5 protein-coding genes are annotated in these 4,631 nt (G+C 24.5%); 1 reads left to right on the forward strand and 4 read right to left on the reverse strand.

The features are described 5' to 3' along the window. Positions 1-459: 459 nt before the first annotated feature. Together EHV01_RS03365 and EHV01_RS03370 are read right to left on the reverse strand one after the other, a co-directional pair. Positions 460-825 carry a hypothetical protein gene (locus EHV01_RS03365; protein WP_422066199.1) on the reverse strand — a complete coding sequence of 122 codons (366 nt, stop codon included), beginning with the start codon at positions 823-825 and terminating at the stop codon, positions 460-462. A gap of 411 nt (positions 826-1,236) precedes the next feature. After that, positions 1,237-2,286, reverse strand: a complete 1,050-nt coding sequence (locus EHV01_RS03370) for a ribose-phosphate diphosphokinase (RefSeq protein WP_422066200.1) — start codon at positions 2,284-2,286, stop codon at positions 1,237-1,239. Positions 2,287-2,421: 135 nt separating this feature from the next. On the opposite strand from EHV01_RS03370, the gene EHV01_RS03375 reads away from it, so the two are divergent. Beyond that, positions 2,422-2,649, forward strand: a complete 228-nt coding sequence (locus EHV01_RS03375) for a NifU family protein (protein WP_004028319.1) — start codon at positions 2,422-2,424, stop codon at positions 2,647-2,649. A gap of 817 nt (positions 2,650-3,466) precedes the next feature. Here the strand turns inward: EHV01_RS03375 and rpiB are convergent. Both rpiB and EHV01_RS03385 read right to left on the reverse strand, forming a co-directional pair. Beyond that, positions 3,467-3,901, reverse strand: a complete 435-nt coding sequence (gene rpiB / locus EHV01_RS03380; protein WP_422066201.1) for a ribose 5-phosphate isomerase B — start codon at positions 3,899-3,901, stop codon at positions 3,467-3,469. 274 nt (positions 3,902-4,175) lie between these two features. Continuing rightward, on the reverse strand, positions 4,176-4,463 hold the full coding sequence (locus EHV01_RS03385; protein ID WP_422066202.1) for a hypothetical protein: 288 nt from the start codon (positions 4,461-4,463) through the stop codon (positions 4,176-4,178). Positions 4,464-4,631 lie beyond the last annotated feature (168 nt).

Consider the following 4,631-nt stretch of genomic DNA (forward strand, 5'->3'; position numbering starts at 1 on the left):
TTTAAAAATTTAAAGCAAAATCATAATCTTACACAAAATTAGTTTTCAAATTGTCATATTGATGATTTTTTTTATTTCATCAAGAGTTTTCGACAAAATTAAAGTTATTTTTTTGAATTGCATTAATATTTGCTACATTTGCATTTACAATTAAAAAATAAAACTCTAAATTATGAAAGTTTTATTTTCTAAATTATTTTTAAACTTGTAAAATCTAAAACAAATTTTTTAGGTTTCTTAATAAAAAAAGCTTTAATTGTTTGTGTGGCAATAAAATAAATAGTTGTTAAATAACCAGTAATATTTAATTTACTAAAAAACTATTTGCATTCTTAATACAAGAATTAAGAATACTACCAACTAAATGAAATAATAATAAAATAATTAATTTTAGACATAATAATAATGTTGTCCAATTAATGCAAATTTTAAAAAAGTTGCCTTTTGATAAAAACGGTATTAATAAAAGATAGAATAAAAAATAATGAAAAAAATAACTATACATGTCACAAAAGGAAATATTTTTTCTTTTATCGCTAAAATATCTGCTGTTGAAAATAAAATAGCAAAGTAAGCAAAAACAAAAATACTCGTAATAAAAATAATAATATTTTCATGAAAATTCATTCTTTGATTAACATTAATGTTTGTTTTAACAATTTTGTCAATTTCTTTTTTATTAAAAAAGAATAAATTAATAATAAAACTTAAGTTAAAAAAACTATATATTAAAATTAAAAAATAATATTTATTATATTTATTATATTTGTTATCTTCTAATACTGTTGTTCAAGTAATAATTAAAATACTATAAAAAATATTCATAATTACACAATACAGAACAATAGTTAAATATGGATAATAACCTTTTAAAATAAAATTAAGAAAAAATATTTGAAAAATGAGATCATATATCGTAATGCTAATATTGTACTTAAAAAAGAAAACTGCTGTAAATAAATAGTAACTAATAGTCAATAATAAGAATAATATTAAAATTAAAATACTTATATTAATAATAATTTGAATAATACGTCTATAACCATAAATTGAAGTTATCATTATTTGCTCCTTGATATTTTTAACTAGTGATATATTGCAATATAATAATAATTTGGATAAATAGCTTTTTCTTAATTTAATTATAGTAAAAAACTACTTTAAAATTGATTATCTAATCATAAATAAATTACTCTCTTTCTTAAAAAATGTTATAAAAAAGTTTGCATTTCTTAACTAAACAATGCAAACTTTACCAACTATTTTATTTTTTATTTTCTCAATTATTTTTTTTATTTGCTCATTACATTTTGAATAAACATCTGATAAACTACGTTTTTCAATCATTGCTCTAATCATCTGTGAAATTAAATCAGCAATTGAAATGACTTCTAACCCGTCAAATAATCGATCTTGATTAATATCAATTGTATTTGTAACAATAGCCTTTTTAACTGTACCATCATTAATAAGTTCTGTTAAACGCTCTTTTGCTGGGGGTGAAAATACTCCATGGCATGCTAATAAATAAACTGCTTTTGCCCCATGCTGTTTTAATGCTTTTGCTGCATTAAAAATTGTGCCAGCTGTATCAATCATATCATCAACAATAAAACAAATACGGTCTTTGACATCTCCTAAAATAAATTGAACTTCACTAACATTTGGTTTTGGACGGCGCTTATCAATTACTGCAATATTCCCAGCTAAATTTCCTAAACGATTAGCCACATCTCGTGCCCGTACTAATCCACCGTGGTCTGGTGAAACAATTGTTATTTCTTCTTTAAGATGGTCTTCTTCAATTTTTCGAACAATTGTTCTTACTAATTCTTGTGTTGAGCGTAAATCATCAACTGGAACATCAAAAAATCCCATTGATTGTGGTGAATGTAAATCAACAGTCATTACTCTTGTTGCCCCTGCTGTTGTTAACATATTCGCCACTAATTTACATGTAATTGGTTGGCGACCACGTGCTTTTCGATCTTGACGAGCATATCCAAAATAAGGAATGACCACATTAATGCTTTGTGCACTACCACGTTTTAGAGCATCAATTGCAATTAATAATTCCATTAGATTCTCATTGACTGGCCAAGATGTTGATTGAATAATATAAACATCTTTCCCTCGCACTGAATTCATTGCCCTTACCAAAATTTCACCATCAGCAAAACGAACAGTTTCCATTTCTTGTCTTGTTACACCTAAAATTTTACAAATTTCGTCTGCTAATTTTATTCCAGCAGATAGGCCATATATACTAAAACTTTTTTCTTCCATTAGTCCTCCTCTAAACACTTAAACTCCAATAAAAATTCTAAATTGAATCTCTACCTATTATTATATACATATCCATAATTAATTAAACTAACTTTGTTATAAAAATGCTATAATTAAATAGTGAAGGTGATTAGAATGACACAAACAAATCAAGCAAAAGATATTATTGATAATCTTCGCCCTTATATTAACCAAGATGGCGGCGATATTGAATTTGTTGAAGTTAAAAATAATATTGTTTATGTTCGTTTGGCAGGAGCATGTGTTGGTTGCGGATTAATTGATTCAACAATTAAAGATGGTGTTGAACAAATTGTTAAACAAGAAATGCCTGATATTATTGCAGTAGAAGTTATTATGTAACTTCTTTTTTTGTAAATATTTTTTTAAAGCAATTTTTTGATCAATCTCATGGATAACAACCATTCCAACTAATTCACTAAGCTTACTTTCAAATTGGTTGCGATTATAATATTCACCACTAATAAATTTAATGCTAAAGAAAACAACAACAATTAAAATAAAGCAGCTAATAGCACAACTTAAATATAAATATAAAATAACTTGCTTTAATGAATCTAAAAATAAATCATTTTTAATAAATGGTAAATTTCAATCTAAATTTAAATTACTAAAAATACCAACTTGATAATGGGCAAAAACCCGGATTAAGAACTGTATAAGAAATGTTACTAAAGCATTTAATGCTGAAAAACAACCCGTGACAGGTTGATTTTGAATCCGATAATTCCACATCATTGTAATTGAAAATAAAATTTCAAACAAAAATATCATTGCAAAACCATTTAAAAATTGACAAATTAATAAAACTTCCAGAATTGGAATGATAGCAACAAAAATAAAATATAGACTTCAAATTATTAATGCTAAAATTAATGAATTCTTAATTCCAATTTTTCTAATAAAAAAATAAATAGACATTGCTCCAATAATTTGTGCAAACCATCAAATTTCCTGAACTAAATGTAAATAATGTTCCACCATCATTTTACTGTGATAACGTACTCAAGTTTCTTGTGCTAAAATAATATTAGACTTCTTGCATAACCTATTAAAATAATTGTAAATATTTTCTTTAATTTTGTCGAAAACTCTTGATATTTATAAAATATACCTAATTTTAGGTATATTTTATAAATATCAAGAGTTTTCGACAAAATTAAAGAAGGTTATTAAGTTTTTCAACACGAAGCGTATGACGACCAGCATCAAAAGTACTATTTAAAAACATATCAACAATTCAAATTGCATTTTGATTTGCAATAACTCTAGCACCCAATGCCAAAACATTAGCATTATTATGTTCGCGCGCTAATTTTGCTAGCATTGTTTCATTACACAATGCTGCTCTAATTCTTTTTACTTTATTTGCCGCAATTGAAATTCCAATTCCTGTTCCACAAATTATAATTCCAATACTATTTTTTTCTTTAATTACGCGTTCACCAACAGCTTGACCAATATCAGGATAATCAACTGCCTCAATACTATCTGTACCTAAATTAATAATTTCATATTTTTGTGCAATTAAATGTTTAACAATTGCATTTTTCATTTCAATACCTGTATGATCATTCCCAATCACAATTTTCATTCTTGTTGTTCTCCTTTTCCTACAATTTAACTATAACATATTGATTTTTTAAATATGTAAATTGTAAATGCAAATGTAGCACTTTTTATATGAATGAAAACCTTATTTTTAAGCTTAATAGTTATTTTAGTAATTAATTAACTAAAATAAGCCATAAAATAAAAGATATTTTTGCTTTAATTTTTATAAAAAATCTTTACAAATTTAAAAAGCTTAATTTTACAGTTCATAAAGTGCTACACTTCATAGTACAATTTACAATAAAAAACAAAAATTAATTCCTTGTAATAATATCCAATAATTTTCCAGGACTCATTGGAGTTACTGTTACAATTAATCTTATCTGTTTTGCAACTACAACATATAAGTTCCCTTTTAAATCATCCAATTTAATATATAAATTTTTTGTTGTCTCAATTCGATCAGAAGAATTATCAATCATTTTAATAATTTTTTCTTTAATAATTCAGTCATTTTCATTTTTAAAAGCAGGAATTCGTTCTCGAATTCGTTGCAAACAATGAAAAGAAAACCCTAAACGGTGTTGATAATAATATCCCATTTCTATATCCACCTACTTTACAATTATTATACAGATATATTTAAAAAAAATAATGATAAAACTCTTTAATTTTGTCGAAAACTCTTGATATTTATAAAATATACCTAAAATTAGGTATATTTTTAATATATGGAGGTAAATAATTAATGAAAAAAATAATTACAKAAT

Source organism: Spiroplasma sp. hy2, from assembly GCF_044714365.1.
In the GTDB taxonomy this organism is placed as follows: Bacteria; Bacillota_I; Bacilli_A; order Mycoplasmatales; family Mycoplasmataceae; genus Spiroplasma; species Spiroplasma phoeniceum.